Annotated in this window: 15 protein-coding genes; 12 read left to right on the forward strand and 3 right to left on the reverse strand. The window is 37.1% G+C overall.

Annotated elements, in window-relative coordinates:
• Positions 1-7 precede the first annotated feature (7 nt).
• Positions 8-388: a VOC family protein gene (locus OQ292_RS32025; RefSeq protein ID WP_284688296.1), complete on the forward strand. Its 381-nt coding sequence runs from the start codon at positions 8-10 to the stop codon at positions 386-388.
• Between the two features lie 159 nt (positions 389-547).
• Here the strand turns inward: OQ292_RS32025 and OQ292_RS32030 are convergent, their stop codons facing one another.
• Positions 548-913, reverse strand: a complete 366-nt coding sequence (locus OQ292_RS32030; RefSeq protein ID WP_284688204.1) for a winged helix-turn-helix transcriptional regulator — start codon at positions 911-913, stop codon at positions 548-550.
• 125 nt (positions 914-1038) lie between these two features.
• Here OQ292_RS32030 and OQ292_RS32035 point away from each other — a divergent pair, with 125 nt between their 5' ends.
• The 11 genes from OQ292_RS32035 (at position 1039) to OQ292_RS32085 (ending at position 18432) form a co-directional block, all read left to right on the forward strand.
• Positions 1039-1833, forward strand: coding sequence for an SDR family oxidoreductase (locus OQ292_RS32035; RefSeq protein ID WP_284688205.1), 795 nt, complete (start codon positions 1039-1041; stop codon positions 1831-1833).
• A 22-nt stretch (positions 1834-1855) separates the two neighbouring features.
• On the forward strand, positions 1856-2170 hold the full coding sequence (locus OQ292_RS32040; RefSeq protein WP_284688206.1) for a nuclear transport factor 2 family protein: 315 nt from the start codon (positions 1856-1858) through the stop codon (positions 2168-2170).
• Positions 2171-2649: 479 nt separating this feature from the next.
• Entirely contained in the window at positions 2650-3318 is a 669-nt protein-coding gene (locus OQ292_RS32045) for an RNA polymerase sigma factor (RefSeq protein WP_284688207.1), read from the forward strand.
• Positions 3319-3419: 101 nt separating this feature from the next.
• Positions 3420-4493: a FecR family protein gene (locus OQ292_RS32050; RefSeq protein ID WP_284688208.1), complete on the forward strand. Its 1074-nt coding sequence runs from the start codon at positions 3420-3422 to the stop codon at positions 4491-4493.
• A 150-nt stretch (positions 4494-4643) separates the two neighbouring features.
• Entirely contained in the window at positions 4644-7985 is a 3342-nt protein-coding gene (locus OQ292_RS32055) for a SusC/RagA family TonB-linked outer membrane protein (protein ID WP_284688209.1), read from the forward strand.
• 28 nt (positions 7986-8013) lie between these two features.
• Entirely contained in the window at positions 8014-9816 is a 1803-nt protein-coding gene (locus OQ292_RS32060) for a RagB/SusD family nutrient uptake outer membrane protein (protein WP_284688210.1), read from the forward strand.
• Positions 9817-9926: 110 nt separating this feature from the next.
• A complete protein-coding gene (locus OQ292_RS32065) occupies positions 9927-11471 on the forward strand; it encodes a glycoside hydrolase family 28 protein (RefSeq protein WP_284688211.1) in 1545 nt (514 codons plus the stop codon).
• A 70-nt stretch (positions 11472-11541) separates the two neighbouring features.
• Positions 11542-12876 (forward strand): Gfo/Idh/MocA family protein, encoded by a 1335-nt coding sequence (locus tag OQ292_RS32070; RefSeq protein ID WP_284688212.1) that lies wholly within the window; start codon positions 11542-11544, stop codon positions 12874-12876.
• A 20-nt stretch (positions 12877-12896) separates the two neighbouring features.
• Positions 12897-15194 carry a GH92 family glycosyl hydrolase gene (locus tag OQ292_RS32075; protein ID WP_284688213.1) on the forward strand — a complete coding sequence of 766 codons (2298 nt, stop codon included), beginning with the start codon at positions 12897-12899 and terminating at the stop codon, positions 15192-15194.
• Between the two features lie 47 nt (positions 15195-15241).
• Positions 15242-17206 (forward strand): glycoside hydrolase family 127 protein, encoded by a 1965-nt coding sequence (locus OQ292_RS32080; protein WP_284688214.1) that lies wholly within the window; start codon positions 15242-15244, stop codon positions 17204-17206.
• Between the two features lie 173 nt (positions 17207-17379).
• A complete protein-coding gene (locus tag OQ292_RS32085; protein ID WP_284688215.1) occupies positions 17380-18432 on the forward strand; it encodes a glycoside hydrolase family 95 protein in 1053 nt (350 codons plus the stop codon).
• A 158-nt stretch (positions 18433-18590) separates the two neighbouring features.
• On the opposite strand, the gene OQ292_RS32090 is transcribed toward OQ292_RS32085, so the two are convergent.
• Both OQ292_RS32090 and OQ292_RS32095 read right to left on the reverse strand, forming a co-directional pair.
• The gene (locus tag OQ292_RS32090; protein ID WP_348970693.1) at positions 18591-19352 is read right to left on the reverse strand and encodes an IS4 family transposase; all 762 of its coding nucleotides are present in this window, start codon (positions 19350-19352) and stop codon (positions 18591-18593) included.
• Positions 19337-19657: a hypothetical protein gene (locus OQ292_RS32095; protein WP_284686050.1), complete on the reverse strand. Its 321-nt coding sequence runs from the start codon at positions 19655-19657 to the stop codon at positions 19337-19339. The genes OQ292_RS32090 and OQ292_RS32095 overlap by 16 nt, the downstream gene beginning before the upstream one ends.
• Positions 19658-19843: the final 186 nt, after the last annotated feature.

A 19843-nucleotide genomic window follows, 5' to 3' on the forward strand; every position in this document is an offset into this window, starting at 1 on the left:
AAGTAAAATGAAATTAAACGCAGGAATAGTAACAGAAAAATTGAGTGAGACAAAAGAATTCTACACGGAAAAGTTAGGCTTTGGCATAAGTTTTCAAAATGACTTTTACCTTTTGATACATACACCTGATGGTTCATCAGAAATAAGTTTTTTAAAACCGAATCACCCTAGTCAAGAACCTATTTTTCAATCGCCTCATAATGGGAGAGGGGTTTATTTGACCATTGAAGTTGATGATGTAGACATGGTTTACTCTCAACTTAAAAATAAAAATATAGCCATAGAAATAGAACTTAGAGATGAACCTTGGGGAGACAGACATTTTGCTATTGTAGATCCAAACGGGATAGGGATTGATTTTGTAACCTACACTAAAACTGAAGAATAATATTGATTTTCACATCAGAACAAGTCTTAAAGATGAGGTAGAATATTCTCAGAAAACTAACATTTCTTCCTCAAAAAGGAAATACTGCGATTAATGGACATTTCATAATTGACGTTATACTTACTAGTTACAACTACTTCAGACATAACAATTCAAAATCTAACTATTGGCTTTCAAACGTTTTAAAATGACCGACCGTAAACGATCTTCATTTTCATCACCCCAATTTCCCAGTGTAGAAATTATGGGAATCAAAGTTTTACCAAATTCTGTTAAACGATATTCCACTTTAGGCGGTACTACAGGATAGATTTTTTTGGTAATCAATTCATGTTCTTCAAGTTCTTTGAGTTGAATATTCAGCACACGTCTAGTTGCATCGGGTATTTTGCGTTGCAGTTCGCTTGGTCGTAAATAACCTTCATTGATGAACCACAACAAACGGATTTTCCATTTGCCGTATAACACTTCACCAATCAAATCCAAGCCACAATTTAGGTTGGGTAAAATTTTTCTTTCGTACATAAAACAAAAATAAACCTATGTTCCAAAATGTGCAATAGGGGAAAAATTTATCCCTATATGAATCGTATTTCCGTACTTGTGAGAATGGTATATAAGACGGAAATTTGTCCTAAACATATCAGCCAATGGAACAAGTATTTAATTTCAACAAAGAGTTATCGGGCAAAATTGCATTGGTAACAGGAGGGACAAAAGGGACAGGAAAAGCGATTGCCGAGCGACTTTTAAATGCAGGTGCAACAGTAATTATTACGGCAAGAAATACACCTGAAACCGCTAACGATGAATTGCATTTCATTTCAGCAGACTTAAGTACTTCAACCGGAACAGAAAAAGTAGTTGAAGAAGTATTAGCAAAATATGGGAGATTAGACATTTTGATAAACAACTTGGGTGGTTCTGAAACAAAAGGTGGTGGTTTTTCAGTTTTGACAGATGAAGCGTGGGAACATTCCATTCAAACAAATTTGCTTGCACCGGTTCGTTTAGACAGGGGATTTTTACCTAAAATGCTTGAGCAGAAAAGTGGCGTGATTATTCACATTGCTTCCATTCAAGGTAAGTTGCCGCTTTACGATTCTACTTTACCTTATGCAGCTGCAAAAGCAGGATTAATCAATTATAGTAAGGGTTTGTCGAATGAAGTTTCGCCAAAAGGTGTAAGAGTTTTGACGGTTTCACCAGGTTGGATTATGACTACATCTGCAGAAAGAATGATGGAACGCATTGCAGAAAGCTCAAATACTACCAAAGAACAAGCCACTCAAAGTGTAATGGACGCATTAGGCGGAATTCCTATTGGTAGACCAGCACAACCTAAAGAAGTTGCCGAATTGATTGGTTTTTTAGTTTCACCAAAAGCCAATTATTTGACAGGTACAACATTTGTAATCGATGGCGGAACGATTCCAACAATTTAATCATCATCAAAAAATTTAAAAAATGAATTTACCAAAAGTAATAGGAGACTTAGTAAAAGCACAGGACAATTTTGACAGTACAGCTTACGCTAATTGTTTTACCAAAACAGCCATGGTTTTTGACGAAGGGAAAACACACAACGGTAAAGTAGAAATAAAAAATTGGATTGAAGAAGCCAACAAGAAATATCAGGTAACAATGAAACCGCTTGAATACTCAGAAGCCCAAGAGACCTTAAAAGCAGAAATTTCAGGTACCTTTCCGGGAAGTCCGCTTACATTAACTTATCATTATGAATTTAAAGACGAGTTAATTGAATCGCTGGAAATTGTATAACAACTGTTAAGGTATTAAATGCCTTGCAGTAAAAAAATATTCACAAGGATGAGGTTAATTTATATATCTAACAAATTTTGCATTAAAACTTGAAAAAGCGTATAATGGACTATTATGTTTATTAGAAGAAAGCCGAAATACTATATGAGCAAAAAATGTAGTAAGGTTAACTATATACTAACATATTGAAGTTGATACTTTTATTGCCTATCGTATTTTTAGAAAAATCTAAATCAATAATTACTTAAATTCCATATAAGACTATATTATTTTACTTAAATATAAGCAAAATTAGAATTATATTCTTTTAAAATAAAAAATAACAATATTTAGATAGGCAAACTTTTGTAGTTACTACAATTTCGTCATTATTCATAAATCTAATTTTTACTATCCAGATTTAATTTGCTACATTTATTTGTGCACTTTTAATATTACCTTAAAAAGCAGTTTTTAAGGTAATGCTATTTTATATGAATATGAAAAAAAATATACGACTAACAAGCTACGATAGTCTAAACCTTAAACATGGCATAACGCAATCCATTTCAAATCCTCCGGATCAAAAAATTTGGAAAGATTTTAAAAACGGAAATGAAGAAGCTTTTATCAGCATTTATAAAAACTACTTTAATTTACTTTTTAGGTATGGCCACCAGTTTACGAAAGATACAGGATTAGTAGAAGATTGTATTCAAGAATTATTTATAGAGTTACGATCAAAAAGAAAAAATCTAGCAGATGTAACTTCTATTAAATTCTATTTGTACAAATCTATGAGAAGTAGAATTTTTAGAAGTTTATCTAAACAAAGTAGGTTTAAGTTTAGTGATAACTTATTAGATGGTTATAATTTCCAGATCAATTTATCTCAAGAAACCTTTCTTATCAATTCTGAAATAGATGAAAGTACAAGACAAGCACTAAAAGAAGCATTTAACAACCTAACGACTAAGCAAAGGGAGATTATCATCTATTATTTTTACGAGAATTTATCTTATCAAGAAATTTCAGAAATAATGAATTTCTCTAAAGTAAAATATTCTCGTGACCTTTTATATAGAGCCGTAGATAAGCTAAAAGAGTCAATGCATGACTTTAAACCTCAAATATTCTATACTTTTATAGCTATTTTTTTTAGTTATTAACCACTCTTTTTCTGAGCGATATTTTTTTTCAAAAAAAAATTAAAATTCTTACGGTTGTTTTATGTCTTTCTGTATCTAGTTATTAGAACCTACTTACAGAAATGAAAAAATATGAAGAATTTAAGTTAGAGGATTTCCTTAAAGACGACTTTTTTATGAGTTGGTTAAAGGAAGGATCTACAGAAAAAACTCACTTTTGGAATAATTGGATTGAGAGAAATCCAGAAAAAGTAGGAACTATACAAAGAGCTATAGAAATTTTTCAATCTATAGATTATGAGCATTCACCTCAACCTGAAGAAAATAGATATCACGAGATATTAGAAAATATATTAAAGTCTGATAAAGAAAGTAAAAAAGACAGGATAACATCAATTACAGATTTTATCCTTTCAAAGGACTTTATAAGATATGCAGCTGTATTTATAATTTTTGTTGGTATTTCATTAATTTACTATAAAAATACTCCTTTAGATATAAATGAACAGCCCCAAGTAGCGCATTGGCCAATCTTAACTAAAGAAGTTTCTAAAGGGAAAAAACTAGCTTTATCGTTGAGTGATGGAAGTAAAATCAAACTCAATGCTGAGAGTAAATTAATATTCCCTGAAAAGTTTACTGGCAATAATAGAGAAGTATTCTTAAAAGGAGAAGCATATTTTGAAATTGCTAAAAACCCCGAAAAACCTTTTGTAATTAATTCGGGAGATTTAGTAATTACTGTATTGGGAACATCCTTTAACGTGAATTCTTACGAAGGGAATAACAATGTACAGGTCGCTGTTTCTTCTGGAAAAGTAGCTGTTAGATTAAATGAAAAACAGTGGAAAGATAATACTACTTTTCTCACCAAAAATCAAGTGCTAACATTCGATAAAAAAACGAACAGTATCAAGTCTGAAATTAAGGATGTTACTGATCTAATAGCGTGGAAAGATAAAACCTTAATTTTTGAAGATGCCACATTAGAAATAATTAAGAAGAAATTAGAGAGGTGGTATGATGTGGAAATAGAGATTAAAGTCGAAGAAGAAAAACAAAGAAAATTTAATGGAAGGTATACAAATCCGACCCTAAAACAGGTATTGGAAGGGATTTGCTATTCCTCGAAACTCAAGTATACAATTGAAGGTAAAAAGGTATTAATTATTGAAAATCCACAAAAAAATGAATAGCAGTTAGAAAGATTTTTACAATGAAAGCTTCTTTTTTAGAAGCAAAGTTGAATGAAGGAAAAGATTGCGGACGAACTGTTTGGCGACAAGATTTCCGCAATCTTATAATAATTAGATGAAAAATAATTTCCCACCATAATATGTAAAAATATGAAAATGAAACTACTAAGACAAATATTAAAAATGTCTAGAATATGTTTATATGGGATATTTCTACAGTCATTATTTTGTAGTTTAATCATAGCCAAAGATGGCTACTCCCAGAAAAAAAGTATCGAAGAAATTATCTTAACGCTAGAGATAAAAAACTTACCGTTAAATGATGCTTTCAATGAAATATCTAAGCAAACTAATCTGAACTTTGCTTATGACAAGATATTTGTGAATGATAAACAAAGGATTAACATTGATGTTGAAAATGAATCCTTAGGTGATGTGCTTCGTCTGATGTCGAAAGACTTCAAGATTAAATTTAAGCGAATTAACGGCACTATACATGTGAGTCCCTACAAGCAAATACAATATACTCATGATCCAGTTGTAGAAGAAATTATTAATCAGCAATTGGTGTCAGGCATAGTTACTTCAGTAGATGATGGCCAACCACTACCAGGAGTAAGCATTATTATTAAAGGGACAAATAAAGGAACCACTACAGATTTAGACGGTCATTATTCTTTAAATATTACGACAGAAGATGTTTTACAATTTAGCTACATTGGATATAACACACAGGAAATTACAGTTGGTAATCAAAGTGAAATAAATATCTCTCTACAAACTGACCTTGAGCAATTAGAAGAGGTAGTTGTTATAGGATATGGAGAAGTGGAGAAAAGAGATGTTACGGGAGCAATTAGCTCGATTGATTCAGAAAAAGTTACTCGTATGAATCCTCCCCAAACTGCCAAAGCTATACAGGGACAGGTAGCGGGAGTAAATGTTAGAAAAGTAGATTCTAAACCAGGATCTGGTTATTCTATAGATATTAGAGGTGTTCATTCGATTAACTATAGTAGTGAACCTTTGGTTGTAATCGATGGCGTTATGGGAGGAGATATGAATACCTTAAACCCTAGTGATATTCAATCAATCGATGTATTAAAGGATGCTTCTGCAACATCAATTTATGGAGCTAGAGGTGCAAATGGTGTTATTATTATCACAACAAAAAAAGGGAAAACAGGTACGCCGAGGGTTACATATGATGGATATACTGGAGTTAAAACTCCAAAGTTACCAGATATGATGACTGCCCAGGAATTTTATCGAGCTTACAATGATGTAGTTATTGCAGAAAATCCAAATGCAAATGTTATTTGGACCCAGCAACAACAGGCAAATGTAGATGAAGGAAAATCTGTAAACTGGGTTGATGAAGTAACAGACCCTGCAATTCAAACCAGTCATGTAATCGCACTTTCAGGTGGTTCTGAAACCACCACACACTATTTTTCTGCAGGATATTTAAACGAAAAAGGAAATGTGCTACATACTGGTTACGAAAGATATAGTCTCAAGGGGAGTATAGAAAGCAAATTAAATAAAGTAGTTCGAACAGGATTTACTACCTATTTTATGATGGGGAAACAAGAATTGGGGTCTCCTGAAACACTTCGCTCAGCACTCAGAGCGCGTCCTACTGGGTCAATATATTATAATGAATTGCTTAATCCTGCAGAGACCAATGATAGAGATGTGGATGGTTATGCTATGTGGATGGGTATTAAAGATTCTCAAGTACCTAATCCGTTAATGGAAGTAAGACCGGGGAATTTTAGAAGAGAAACCAGAACATCCAATTTCTTGGGGAATGGATTTGTAGAGTTAACTCCTTTGAAAGGTCTGAGTGTAAAAACTTCATTGTCGGCATCTGTTTTAAATGAAAGGTTTGGTCAATTTATAGGTACCGATGCAAAAGCCAGACTCAATAAACTTCCTGTTGCTAATTCTACAAATGAGATAAAGACTTCTTATACCTTAGATAATATAATTAACTACAAAGTTGATAAAGGTTCGAATCAGTTCAATCTAACAGTTGGTCAAAGTGCTCTACAAGAGAGATATGAGTCCTCCGGAGTGAATGTACAGGATCTTCCATATTATTCTGGCTGGTATGCTTTTCAAACTGCCGAGACCATTTCTGCTGCAAGTAGTCAGTTAACTGAAAGGTCAATTTTGTCATTTATGGGAAGATTCAACTACAGTTTTGATGATAAATACTTATTAACTTTTACTGGACGCTATGATGGATCATCAGTACTGGCAGAGGGTAATAAGTGGGCATTTTTTCCATCAATAGCTTTTGCATGGAGAGCGGGAGATGAAGAATTTATCCAAGGTCTAGATGTATTTTCTGATTTGAAGGTAAGAGTTAGCTATGGCCAGGTAGGTAATGATGTGGTATCTCCTTACAGCACCCAGGCCTTTTTGGCTAAAACTTCCTATGATTTTGATGGTGACGCAGCATATGGATATGCCCCAGATAATATTGGCAATGCAGATCTCAAATGGGAAAGAAGTACTGAAACCAATTTAGGATTGGATATGGGCTTTTTTGACAATAAAATATCTGCTACAGTGGAGTTGTACAGAAAAACAACCGATGATTTAATTCAGAATGTCGCTTTACCAACTTCTCTTGGCTTTGATGCAGTTACAGCAAACGTTGGGAAGATATTAAATAAAGGTATTGAAATTTCACTCAGTACTTATAATATAAATAGAGAGAATTTCACTTGGACTACAAACTTAAATTTCTCTTCTAACCACAATGAAGTACTGGAGTTATATGGAGGTACAGTAACTCGTGATATTGCTAATAACCTTTTTGTAGGAGAATCTTTAAACTCCCATTACTATTACGAGTTCGATGGTATTTGGCAATTGGATGAGGAAGATGAAGCAGGTGAATACAATCAGGTACCAGGTTCAGTAAAGGTGGTGGATCAAAATAACGATGGGGCCATTGCAAGCTCTGCCGATGAGGCACTGGATGATAGGATAGTCTTAGGAAATGAGCTTCCAAAATGGATGGCAGGTATCAATAATATGTTCACCTATAAAAATTGGGATTTTTCTGTCTTTGTTTACACTCGTCAGGGGGTGATGTACCGCAATAGTATGCTAAGTGGTACTATGGGAGAGTTGGGAAGTGCCAGGTATAATGGTTTGAATTTAAATTACTGGACTGAAGAAAATCCAACTAATGAGTATTTTGGTGTATGGCAATCAAACCCTTATCGTCAGGCCATCCAATACAAGGAGGCCAATTTTGTAAGGATATCTAATATTACATTAGGCTACAGTCTTTCATCTGAAGCACTTGAAAGAATTCATTTTAGTAAAGCCAGATTTTATGTGCAAGCAGACAATCCATTTGTGTTTGTTAAAGACAAACAAATTTGGTTAGATCCTGAATTTAATTCTGGTTCATACAATGATGATCTTCCATTTTCAACTTACATGATTGGAGTAAATCTATCCTTTTAATAGCCAAGTAAATTAAAATATGAATAAAATGAAAAAATTTAAGATATATAACCTCATCCTGACTTTCCTGTTAATCATTACAGTAGGTTGTGAAGGTTTTTTAGATGAAGAATCCGTTACGGATATCACTTCAGACTCGTATTACAATACTGAACAAGGATACGAAGATCTTGTAAAATCTTGCTATGCTCCTTTGAGAGATATTATCTTACAATATGACCTTGTTATTAAAGGTACTGATGTGGTAGGTTCAACATGGACTCAAACTACAGTAGGAGACAATGCTCCTTTTGATCAGTACAATATTAATTTAAATGCCTCCACAGGAGCAATTCAGGATTTTTGGGATATACTTTATACGCAGATTGGAAGAACAAATACTGCTCTATCCAGAGCTGAAGACGTTACATTTACAGATTCCAGTTTGAAGATTGAAAGAATTGCTGAAGCCAAGTTTCTAAGAGCTTTAAGTTACTTTTATCTGGTACAAACTTGGGGCGATGTACCTATGCCGCTAGAAGAGGTAGAAACTCCAGATAGAAACATCGAAAGAATACCTTCAGCAGATATCTATATTCAAATACTTAAGGATTTAACAGAAGCTGAGGCAGACCTCCCTGCTACTGCTTCAGATTACGGCCGAGCCACTAAAGGAGCCGCACAATTTTTATTATCAAGGGTATACTTAACACGAGGATGGAACTTTGACAATACTTTAGGTGGAAGCAACGATGATTTTCAGAAAGCGCTGGATTATGCTGATCAGGTGATTGCTGCTTATCCGCTAGAAGATAGTTACAGTACTTTATTTCCAACCAGAACTACTGATCCGCTAAATCAATATTCTGGTTCTCAGGAAGCAAAAAATAGTGAAGTAGTTTTTGCCATACAGTATGAGGATGATATTCTGACCAGTGTAAATGAAACCACTGATGAACCCGGAAATCATTATCATTCTATCTGGCCTGGAAACGGAGAATTAGTAGGAAGCAACGGAAGAACATCCGATTACAATAGGAACTTGGGGCAAAATGTACCTCAACCTTCTTTGTATAGACTTTATGATCCTCAACAAGATGCTAGATATCAGCATAACTTTCTTAACGTTATTTATGCCTTAACACCTGTTGCTAACTATGAATATAGCTATACTGATCCTTCTGCTACTATTAATTTTAATGTTGGAGATACTGTAAGTTATTGGACACCTTGGAACCAACCAGCGACAGGTGATGATAAAGGTATAGATGAGGGTGGAACTAAAAATTATGCAGTTATTAATTTGGAACAGCAAATAAGTGGAGACCCAGCTTCAAGACTTACAGCAGGTGCACCTTCTATGTGGAAGTTTTGGGAGCCTAATATTCAGTACGGTGATGGTTATGGCACATTTGATTTTGCTCTTTTCAGATCAGCAGAAGCTTATCTTTTAGCTGCAGAAGCAATTTTGAAAGGAGCAAGTGGTGGAGCTCTTGGAAGTGCCGATCAATACTACAACAAGTTGATTGACCGTGCAGTTGGCGTAGGAGTTGATCCTATGTGCGCATTATACCCAGAAGATATAAGCTCTATGGAATTAGTATCTTATAGAGCAACTCCTTCTAGCATTTCTATTGACCTAATATTAGACGAAAGAGCCCGCGAATTGATGGGTGAGTTCAATAGATGGTTTGATTTAAAGCGGACTGAAAAACTAATTGAGCGTGTCGAAAAAATGAATCTTTGGGCGGCAAACAAAGGTAGCTTGGATGAACATCATTTGTTGAGACCAATACCCCAATCTGAATTAGATCGCTCTTCAACTATTTTGGATCAAAACCCTGGTTACTAGTTCCAGTTGACACCTTTTAGTCTTCAAGAGATAGTAGAAACTATCTCTTGAAGCTGCTATTAAAATCTGATAGTAGCTATGGAATTTTCAACCTTAAATGAAATGAAGTTATGCATAAAATATTCTTTATAAGTTTAATACTCAGTTTACTTTCGATTACTGTTTACTGCAATAATTCAAGCTCAACGGTTAGCACCGAAATCAACATCGTATCACTTGGTGCAATTGGAGATGGAAAAACTGACAATACACAAATTCTGCAAACTGCTATTGACAAAGTATCGGTTTCTGGTGGTGGTAAGGTGATTGTACCTGAAGGTCAGTTTGTTACAGGAGCTTTTTTTTTGAAAGATGGAGTGACGATTGATATACAATATAGAGGCGCCTTGTTGGGAAGTCTTGATCACAAAAAGTATTTGGATAATGAAAAAATGAATCATTGGATCAATGCTGAAAATGTTAATGATATAGGCATTATTGGAGAAGGTGAAGTTAATGGACGAGGACAAGAGTTAGCTTTAATACTTGATAGTTTATACTTTGCCGGTTCGTGGGATGACCGCTATAATTACAGAAGACATAGACCTGAAAGAAGACCGAAGCTGCTTCATTTTACACTTAGTAAAAAGATTATATTGGAGGGTGTTACGTTCAAAAACTCGGCAAATTGGGTATTAGATTTTGATAGATGTGATCAATTGACAATCAACCGGGTTACTGTCGATAGTGATGCTTATTGGAATAATGATGGGATGGACATTGGAGATTGTACCAACGTTAAAATTACCAATTGCTACGTAAATTCTGCGGATGATGGCATTTGCCTGAAATCACACCATCCTGATGTTTTGAATGATAATATTTACATAGCCAACTGTGTGGTGAGATCTAGTGCCAGTGCTATCAAATTTGGTACAGCTTCTACTGGTGGATTCAAAAATGTGAAAATTGAAAATGTCAGTATTTATGATACCTTTCGATCCGCTATTGCGCTAGAATCCGTGGATGGTGGAAGTCTTGAAAATATAGAGATATCAGGTATTACTGCAATAAATACAGGAAATGCCATCTTCATCAAGTTGGGCCATCGCAATGTAAATGGGGAAATAGGCTCTCTGAAGAATGTGTCCATTAAGGATGTGATGGTTCAGATACCTTATGAGGTGCCTGACATAAATTATAAAATCAGAGGTCCTGAATTGCCATTTTTTCACAATGTATTTCCAGCTTCAATATCTGGCTTACCTGACAACTATGTGGAAAATGTAACAATCGAAAATGTCAGAATCATTTACCCCGGAAGGTCTAACAAAGGATATGCACAAGTAAGGTTGAATCAACTCAGCCTTATACCAGAACAGCGTTCCGATTATCCTGAGTTCAGTATGTTTGGAGAATTACCTGCGTGGGGATTTTATGTAAGGCATGTAAAAGGTCTAACATTCAAGAATGTGACATTTGAGTTAAATGATACAGATTATAGACCCGCTTTCGTCTTTGATGATGTGGAAGGTTTAAAAATGCATCGAATAAAACTTCCTGATGGCTCCAACTCCCGATCTGTAATTCTAAACGATGTTGTAAATTTCACACATGACTTAAAAGATGAAATGATCCTCCAAGCTCCTGAACAAGTCGTCCATAAAATTAAATAGTAAAATTATTGATTTGAATACCTAAATTACTTCAATAAAGTAAACTATAAAACGTCAAAATCAGAGAGTTATGAGCAATAGTAACAGAAGAGATTTCATTAAAAAATCAAGCTTAGCAGCTGCGGGATTATCATTTGCCACAGGTACTTCAGCAGCCAGTTATAAAAGAATTATTGGTGCCAATGACCGATTAAATATAGCATTTATTGGACTTGGTAGACGAGTAGGTGCTTATGTACCAAGCTTAGAAAAAAAGAACAATGTGCGTCTGGCTTATTTGTGTGATGTTAAAAAAAGCCAGATAGACAGAGCCCTTGAAGAACTTAAAGATATTCTTCCTTACAAACCAAACACCACCGAAGATATGCTGGAGGTATTTGGTGATAAAGATGTAGATGCCATCTTTAATGCTACTCCAGATCATTGGCATGCTCCAGGATCGTGGATGGCCATGGAGCAAGGCAAACATGTTTATGTGGAGAAACCTTGTAGCCATAATCCGTGGGAGGGAGAGTTGCTAGTACAGTATGCCAAAAAGTACGATAAGGTGATTCAAATGGGTAATCAACAACGTTCTTCCTATCATACAATTGAGATCATTAAAGAAATCCAAAATGGGATTATTGGAGATGCTTACAAAGCAGTAGCTTATTACAACAACAGTAGGGGTGAAGTACCTCAACAGATAAAGCAAGCAGCTCCTTCAGACTTAAACTGGGATTTATGGCAAGGTCCAGCTCCTAGGCAAGATTACTTTCATAATACTTGGGATTACAATTGGCACTGGTATGGGTGGAACTGGGGCACAGCTGAGACTGGTAACAATGCCACTCACGAGTTAGATGTAGCAAGGTGGGCATTGCAACTGGAATTCCCCAATAAAGTTACAACTGATTCTGGTAAGAGACATTACAAAGATGATGGTTGGGAGATGTACGACACAATGTACGCAACCTTCGAATTTGACAACGGCAAAACGATTAACTGGGACGGTAAGTCAAGAAATGGATATAGTACTTATACAGGAGGTAGAGGTACAGTGATCTATGGCACAGAAGGAACGGTGTTGGTGGACAGGGAGCACTACGAAGTATTCGACCGAAGTGGTAAGAAGGTGAAAGAAAAATCATCTGGAAGTAGCGAAGGTGGACTCGTGTTGGGAGGCGGTGGTGATATGAGCACCGACCATGTAGTCAACTTCTACGATGCAATTAGAGGCCAAGCCAAACTCAATTCTCCTATTGATGAAGGAGCAAAAAGTTCATTATTGTGCCATTTAGCGAACATATCTAGCAGACTTAATAAATCATTAGAACTAGATAGTAGCAATGGACATATTTTCGATCGAGAAGGGATGAAGCTTTGGGAAAGACAATATGCTGCTGGTTTTGAACCAATAATTTAAAGATGGTTATGATAAATAAAATGAATTCTATTAATAGAATCAATGCGATAATTACTGTAATAATTTTGGTAGTTGCATCTTCTTGTAACTCCATCACAAAACCGATTGAAAAACCTTCTGAGCCAGAATTTGTAGATTTAGTATACCCTCTTTTAGATTCTGAAAATTCAAGGTGGTTTTTCTTCTCATCTGCCTGTCGGCCTTTCGGTATGGTGAATTTAAGTCCTGATACAGAAATTAATGGGGCTTGGGGAAGTGGTTACCGGTATAACACAGATACGGTAAAAGCCATTAGCCATATACATGCTTGGCAATTGGCAGGTTTGGCTGTAATGCCTGTTGATACAAAAGCTTCAGAAGATATTTTTTCAGACTATTATTCTCATTTTGATCACGAAAAAGAGAAAGTATTTCCAGGATATCATCAACTGTATTTGGATCGCCATAAAGTGGGAGTGGAGTTGACCAGTACAAAAAGATGCGGCTTTCATCGGTATACTTTTGAAGGTAATAATGGAGCGATATTAATCAACCTTGGAGGCAAGCTTGGTCCATCAGAGATTGTGGATGGAAGTTTAAAACAAGTTGGCACCAGAGTTCTAGAAGGAGAACTTAGCAATGCTCCTACCATAAGACGGCCTAAGTCTGCCAAAGTTTTTTTCAGAATTGAGTTGGACAGTGATATTAGTGAACTTTCCCAATCCTCCGATAAGGAGAAATTTTTAGTGCATCTCAAGAATGATGTAAAAGAGGTGAATATGAAAGTGGGAATTTCTTATACTTCAGTTAAGAATGCTGCTTATAACCTAAGCCAAGAAATACCTAATTGGGACTTTGAGCAAGTAGTAAATGAATCACGAAAGGAATGGAATAGCTATCTGGGTAGGATAAAAGTAGATGGAGGTACACAAGACCAACAACGTAGATTCTACACAGATTTATGGCATGCTCTTCAAGGTAGACGAATCATAAGTGATGCAAACGGATATTATCCTGATAATACCGGAGAGCATTTTCAGGTAAAACAATTACCACTAAATAGTGAAGGAAAGCCAAAGTTTAATCATTACAATTCCGATTCATTTTGGGGAGCGCAATGGACTATACAGACGCTTTGGCAATTGGTTTATCCAGAGATAGCTGAAGAGTTTGTTAATTCATTAATGCAGTATTATACAGATGGTGGGTTGATTCCACGAGGACCAGCTGGAGGTAATTATACTTATGTGATGACAGGTTCAAGCAGTACTCCATTTATCGTTGGAGCCTATCAAAAAGGATTAAGAGATTTTGATGCAAATGAAGTGTATTCGGCTTTAAAGAAAAACCATATGTCTGGAGGTATTATGGCAAAAGCCGGATATGAGCATAAAACCTCTAAAGGCGGAGGTTTGGATTATTATATTAAAAATGGATATGTTCCTTATCCAATTCTAGATGGAAATTTTGGCTATCACCAAGCAGGTGGAGGTGTTACATTAGAGTATGCATATCAAGACTGGTGTTTGGCACAATTGGCCAAGGCATTGAATAAAGAGGATGACTATAAATATTTTACAGATAGATCTGGCAACTATAAAAATGTCTTTGATCCCCAAACAAATTGGATACGCCCTAAGAATGCCAATGGAGATTGGATGGAACCATTTGATCCATATGAATATACCAATGGATTTGTGGAGTCGAATGCGGCACAGATGACATGGTTTGTACCGCAAGATTTAGATGGCTTGGCTACATTGATGGGAGGTCAGGTCTCAGCCGTAGAGAAATTGAATGCTCAGTTTCAGGAAGCACAAAAATTAGGTTTCACGTCAGGTACTGCTCATGCTAAAGAAACCCATCCTGAATATTCTAGAATTCCCATTAATTATGGCAATCAACCTTCCATCCAGACTGCTTTTGTATTTACTCATCTCGGAAGACCTGACCTAACACAGTATTGGTCTAGAAAAATTGTTCAGTCTGTGTACGAAGGGGTGTCCACAAGCAGAGGTTACAATGGAGATGAAGATCAAGGATTAATGGGTTCGCTGTCAGTGTTGATGAAAATCGGCTTGTTTCAGATGACCGGTGGAGTAGAAGCTGATCCCATCTATGATATATCAAGTCCTTCTTTTAAAAGGGTAGAGATAGCGTTGAGTCCAGAATATTATAGTGGAGACCCGTTGATTATTGAGGCTGAGGGTGACCCTAATAACGAGTACATCAACATGGCTTCTATTAATGAAGCCCCAATACAATCCTTTCAGCTTCGCCATAGTGAAATTACCAAAGGAGGAACTTTAAAACTTGTGAGGAGTGAAGTCTACCGGTGATAATCGGAAAACTACACATAGACCACCGGTCGACTCAATCACATCTCATGGGAATAATAGAAATCAGGAAAATGAATACATATAGACTTATACTATCCACAATAGCCATCATACTGTTTACTCAATGTGCGAAAAGAGCGGCAGATGGAAAGGTGAGTGAAAAAATCATCAGTCAGGTTCCTTTTAGCGAAGTGAAGGTTCAGGATCTCTTTTGGTCACCACGTATAGAGACAAACCGAAAGGTCACAATTCCCTTTGATTTTCAGAAATGCCAAGAGACCGGTCGCCTCGACAACTTTGCAATAGCTGCAGGCTTGAAGTCTGGAAAGTTCAAGGGAAAAGTTTACGATGACTCAGATGTTTTCAAAGTGATCGAAGGAGCCTCTTATTCTTGGCAGCAGACTTACGACCCTGAGTTGGATGCCTACCTCGATAGTCTCATCAATTGGATTGCCTCAGCGCAAGAACCGGATGGCTACCTATATACAGCACGTACCATCAATTCCGATAGTCTTCCTGATATGGGTGGAAGTGAGCGTTGGCAAAAAATCCACCGTTTCAGCCATGAATTATACAATGTGGGACATATGTATGAAGCAGCAGTAGCACACTATCAGACCACTAATAAAAGAGATCTCCTTGATGTAGCTATTAAGAATGCGGATCTTATTTGCAAAACCTTTGGGCCGGGAAAACTGATGGGAGTGCCTGGTCATCAGGAAATTGAGATTGGATTGGTAAGACTCTATAAAGTTACAGGAGATGAAAAGTACCTGGACATGGCAGAGTTCTTCATCGATCAAAGAGGCAATGCAGCCGGACACACCCTGTCAACGTGTGACGACAATATCTATTATGCTCAGGATCACGTCCCATTGGTTCGGCAGAACAAAGCAGTGGGTCATGCCGTTCGTGCTGGTTACTTCTATACCGGAATAGCGGATGTTGCATCTATAACAAAGGATAAGTCATACATCAATGCTATTGATAAAATTTGGTCAGATGTAGCCACTTCCAAACTATACCTCACTGGAGGTATAGGCAGCGTTCGACATGGAGAAGCTTTTGGCAATCCTTATGATCTGCCCAACGAAAATGCCTACAATGAGACCTGTGCAGCAGTGGTCAATATGCTTTGGAACCACCGCATGTTTCTGCTTCATGGTGAGTCCAAGTACATGGATGTCTTTGAGCGCACTTTATATAACGGTTTCCTTTCGGGAGTCTCCCTCTCAGGAGATCGTTTTTTCTACCCGAACAAACTTCTTTGCAAGAGCGACTGTCAGCGTGAGCCATGGTTCGAGACCTCTTGCTGTCCATCCAATGTGGTAAGATTTATGCCATCAATCTCCGGTTACATCTACGCACAACAGGATAAGGATATTTTTATAAATCTGTTTATCGGAAGCACAACGCAGGTTGGGGTGGCAGATAAAGTCCTGACCATCACCCAGAGGACAGACCACCCATGGGATGGGAATGTAAATCTGGTGATAGAAACAGAGGCACCAGTAGAGGCCATCTTTCGCATCCGTTTGCCAGGGTGGGCAGTCAATCAACCTGTCCCATCTGATCTCTATAATTATTTGAAACCAAGTCAGGGTAAAATAGAGTTACTGATCAACGATTTACCTGTGGATTATAAAATGGAGTATGGCTATGCTGTAGTTGAGAGAGCCTGGCAAAATAATGACATCGTTACCCTCAACCTACCAATGGAGGTAAAGACGGTGATTGCCAATTCTCAAGTAAAGGAGGACAGTGGCAAGGTAGCCTTTGAGAGAGGTCCTGTTGTTTACTGCTTCGAAGGGATAGACAATGAAGGTCAGGCCACAGATATAAAGATGAGCTCAGATGTCAGCAAGGATTATGCATTTGAGTCAGACTTCTTGCAGGGTATCGGTAGGATAGTATTTAAAGACAAATTCCACCAGTCGCTGGCCATCCCTTATTACGCCAGAGCCAATAGAGGAGAAAGCGATATGACCGTCTGGGTACCTATTTCGGATTAAATCTGGTTGGATAACCATTATTGAGCAAAATGAAAAATAATTAAGATGAAAAAAACTGTTCTATTAGCCATTGTGGGGGGATTAATGATGGCTTGTTCCAAGCCTGGGTTAGATAATTGGCTAAATGATTTGTAAGAATGGTAGATGGATACCTAAATAACCAATAAGAGATTATGAAACTGACCGTACAATTCTTTTTTATGTTAAAAATACTGATTCTAGGGGCCTTTTTGGTAGCCTGTCAATCGGAGGTAACATATCAAAAGAATCAATTGTGGTATGATGAGCCCGCCACGGAGTGGTTGGAAGCCTTGCCGCTTGGTAACGGGCAATTAGGCGCTATGGTGTTTGGAGGTGTTAATCAGGAGAAGTTGTACCTGAATGAAGAAAGTTTGTGGGCAGGTGCCTCTGAAGACCCGTATCCAGAAAATGTAGGTGAACATTATAGGAAATTTCAGCAATTAAACTTGCATGGTCACTATGATCAGGCTTTTGAGTATGGGGTGGAACATTTGGCAGTTTTGCCTACCGCATTTCGATCATATGAACCACTTGGAAAGCTGTTCCTCACATTTGATCATAAGGGTGCACCTGAATCCTATGTGCGCAGGCTTGATCTAGAGACAGGAATTTTAACTGTAGAATATGAAGTTACCGGTAAACGTTTTCGCAGAGAAGCCTTTGTTTCAGCTGATCATGGGGTCTTAGTTTATCATTTTGAGAGCCTGGATGGAGAGCCACTAGCTACACAAGTAGATTTTCAGCGTGACAAAGATGTTTTGCTTGAAGTTTTGAATACTAACATTATAGAAGTAAGAGGTCAAGTATTTGATGATCCAGAGGGATACGATGACAATAGAGGGGGCTCAGGGCAGGGAGGTTTACACATGAAGTTTTTTAGTCATATCGGGATACTTGATAACAATGGAGAACAAGGTGTTCTTGGTAATAATCTATCCATTAGAAACAGTACTTCATTTACCCTGGTGGCAAGTGCGGCCACTGATTATAATATTGGAAAGATGAATTTTGATAGGGCTATTGATGCTCGGAAAAATTCTTTCGATAAACTCCAGTCGGTCTTGCAGCTTTCCTATGATGAGATTAGGGCAATACACATCACAGAGCATTCTGAGATTTTCAATCGAGTCAAACTTGAGATAGAAAGTGAATCGCTAGATAGCCTCTCTACTGGAGAAAGGTTGGCCAGGGTATCAACAGCATAGCCGTCAGGTTAAGATATTCAGTATTAGGAAAGGGGATTTCTGATAAATATCTCCTTTCTTTTTTCGTTCTTTTTTTGCGTACCGTATTAATCTTTTGCTAATCCACAAAATCACCTTTTTGAATTTCTTTTTGCTTCCTGTCTTAATGGCTTTCCATATCAGAAAGATTTTTTTTTAATAATTTTGATAGCTTTCCACTCACTAAGTTCTAATGACTTCTCGGTTTGATGGAGTAGGGATGCTTGTAGAAAAGAAAATATCTCCGTAGAGAACATGATTGCTATGAGTGTGCCATACAGATAACATTCAAATCTGAATATGTTCATGCGCTCTATCTTATCTATTTTCAGCAAGCTTTTCCATATTTTAAACATGAGTTCTATCTGCCATCTTAGCCTATAATATTCCCTTGTTTTCTCTTTGGGCAATATAGTTGCAGGAGCATTTGTAACCCACAGGTTGTATCCACACATTTTTTTCCTCAAATCAGTGTTCGATTTTCTTCCTTTCTTGCAAGATTCCCTTTTGAGCCTTGTATGACGTGCTTTCCTGACCTGTTCGGGAACTGGTTCCACAATGAGTCTAATCCCGATTTTCTCTTGGCCAATCCACAGTTGGTGTTCTTCAATATCTGACACACGGTCCAATAGTTGAATCAAATCTATTTTTTCATGTTTGTCTTGCTGTACCACTTGCTTGTAGAGCGATATGTTGGCCCTATATCGCGACAAAAAGTAGGCTCCTTGTTCTGCGATATATCCTAGTTGTCTACCCCGCCAATAGCCAAGGTCAAACAGAACCAACCCACCTTGGGCTATCTGGAACTGCCCTGAGTCCCAATAGGCTGTATCGTTACTTGCCCCATCGGTCAGATAGAATGCATCAGCCTTTCCTTGTAGAAGCTCTATGCAATAGTGTATCTTGGCACAGGATGTACTGCTGTTACCACCACAAAGGCACTCAGGTGTCCAGGTAGTGTCAGATTGGTAGCATCTAGCACTTTCACCTGACTGAAACCATGATTCCCATCACTATTCTTTATTAAAGAAGTACCATAGGCTTGAAAGGCATGCTCATAAATACTCCGCATGAACCTGACTGCATGGGTATTGAAGCGTTCGTCCAAGCTTTGCTTCTTCATCTCTATTCCGAATCGATCGTCTAGCTCAACACATAAATCATTAAGGCTACTGCCTTGCGTATCCTCAAACAAACAGGTATTCAAATAGCACATCATTTCTCCAGTGAGGCGGGAACTTGAACGAGTAATAAAACCACTTTGTCTGGCCAAGGATTCAAAATCATTCCCCAGAGCTGCTTGAAGGCTTGTCCAAAGACGATCAACATCAATATTAAAGGGCTTTTGTCTATCTTTCATGACACTAACTTAAGCATCTTTTTATTAGCCTGA

The sequence above is a fragment of the Chondrinema litorale genome (genome assembly GCF_026250525.1).
In the GTDB taxonomy this organism is placed as follows: domain Bacteria; phylum Bacteroidota; class Bacteroidia; order Cytophagales; family Flammeovirgaceae; genus Chondrinema; species Chondrinema litorale.

Excerpts from the sequence above, each read along its gene's own strand:
- OQ292_RS32025 (WP_284688296.1), top strand. The coding sequence starts at position 8 with ATGAAATTAAACGCAGGAATAGTAACAGAAAAATTGAGTGAGACAAAA.
- OQ292_RS32030 (WP_284688204.1), bottom strand. The coding sequence starts at position 913 with ATGTACGAAAGAAAAATTTTACCCAACCTAAATTGTGGCTTGGATTTG.
- OQ292_RS32035 (WP_284688205.1), top strand. The coding sequence starts at position 1,039 with ATGGAACAAGTATTTAATTTCAACAAAGAGTTATCGGGCAAAATTGCA.
- OQ292_RS32040 (WP_284688206.1), top strand. The coding sequence starts at position 1,856 with ATGAATTTACCAAAAGTAATAGGAGACTTAGTAAAAGCACAGGACAAT.
- OQ292_RS32045 (WP_284688207.1), top strand. The coding sequence starts at position 2,650 with ATGAAAAAAAATATACGACTAACAAGCTACGATAGTCTAAACCTTAAA.
- OQ292_RS32050 (WP_284688208.1), top strand. The coding sequence starts at position 3,420 with ATGAAAAAATATGAAGAATTTAAGTTAGAGGATTTCCTTAAAGACGAC.
- OQ292_RS32055 (WP_284688209.1), top strand. The coding sequence starts at position 4,644 with ATGAAAATGAAACTACTAAGACAAATATTAAAAATGTCTAGAATATGT.
- OQ292_RS32060 (WP_284688210.1), top strand. The coding sequence starts at position 8,014 with ATGAAAAAATTTAAGATATATAACCTCATCCTGACTTTCCTGTTAATC.
- OQ292_RS32065 (WP_284688211.1), top strand. The coding sequence starts at position 9,927 with ATGCATAAAATATTCTTTATAAGTTTAATACTCAGTTTACTTTCGATT.
- OQ292_RS32070 (WP_284688212.1), top strand. The coding sequence starts at position 11,542 with ATGAGCAATAGTAACAGAAGAGATTTCATTAAAAAATCAAGCTTAGCA.
- OQ292_RS32075 (WP_284688213.1), top strand. The coding sequence starts at position 12,897 with ATGAATTCTATTAATAGAATCAATGCGATAATTACTGTAATAATTTTG.
- OQ292_RS32080 (WP_284688214.1), top strand. The coding sequence starts at position 15,242 with ATGGGAATAATAGAAATCAGGAAAATGAATACATATAGACTTATACTA.
- OQ292_RS32085 (WP_284688215.1), top strand. The coding sequence starts at position 17,380 with ATGAAACTGACCGTACAATTCTTTTTTATGTTAAAAATACTGATTCTA.